The 1,005-nt window shown below is 65.9% G+C and carries 2 protein-coding genes; both read right to left on the minus strand.

The genetic code is table 11. From position 1 onward, the window contains the following. On the minus strand, positions 1-318 hold a 318-nt coding region (locus KH616_RS25365; RefSeq protein ID WP_292255354.1), incomplete at its 3' end, for a ribonucleotide reductase N-terminal alpha domain-containing protein. A 173-nt stretch (positions 319-491) separates the two neighbouring features. Beyond that, positions 492-1,005, minus strand: a 514-nt coding sequence (locus KH616_RS25370; protein WP_292255357.1) for a methyl-accepting chemotaxis protein, incomplete at its 5' end; no start/stop codon positions are given.

The following is a 1,005-nucleotide window of genomic DNA, read 5'->3' on the forward strand; positions in this document are numbered from 1 at the left end:
CGCGACATCGAGTGCATGCGCGAGTGCCGCCTGCACGGCAGGAATGGATGCCGTGCAGGGCATCACCAACGGATGCACGAAGCAGTTCACCATCGTGCCGTCCGCGCCGGCTCCCGCATTGGCCATGATGCGTCCGGCGCCGATCGCGCCGTGCTGCATGTTGCGATAGAAGCGCTGCTCCATGTTCGCGCGCGTCGCCATCGGTTCGGCCAGCGCAAGCGCATGCGCGACACGCCGGAAAATCGCAGCATGATTCGTCTCGCCTGGCCGTGCATAGCGGTCTGCGAGCACGGCGGCACATACCGGCTGTTCGTCCATGGCGAGGCTTTCATTTCGACGCGTGCAATAGAGAAACTGTACGAAGCGTGCACGCGCCGATCTTGATCGAAAGCAATTCGCCGACGGTTCGAGAGGAAATGACGTCTGCCCGATGAATGCGGGCATTCTGCATGCGATGTGCCGGGCATCGCGCCCGGCCTGATGCGACACCGTTATGCGATGGCAGATTGCCAGTCTTGCGCGCCCGCCATGCCGGATGTGTGCGTCGTCGTTCGCGCCCGGGCGCTGCCCGGCATCCGGAATGCCGCGACTGTCTCACCCAGTTCGCGTCCCTGCACCTCGAGCGATTTCGACGCCGCGGCCGCCTGCTCGACGAGCGCCGCATTCTGCTGCGTCGTCTGATCCATCTGGGTGATCGTCAGATTGACCTGATCGATGCCGCGGCTCTGTTCGGCCGATGCCGCCGCGATCTCGCCCATGATGTCGGTCACGCGCGCGACCGCCTGCGTGACGTCGGTCATCGTCTTGCCCGCCTCGCCGGCCAGCGTCGAGCCGTCGCGGATCGTCTGCACGGACGCGGCGATCAGCTCCTTGATTTCTTTCGCCGCGGTCGACGAGCTTTGCGCAAGGCTGCGCACCTCGCTGGCGACCACGGCGAAGCCGCGGCCTTGCTCGCCCGCACGGGCCGCTTCGACCGCCGCGTTCAGCGCGAGGATGTTGGTCTGG

The sequence above is a fragment of the Burkholderia sp. genome (assembly GCF_018375725.1).
GTDB lineage: Bacteria > Pseudomonadota > Gammaproteobacteria > Burkholderiales > Burkholderiaceae > Burkholderia.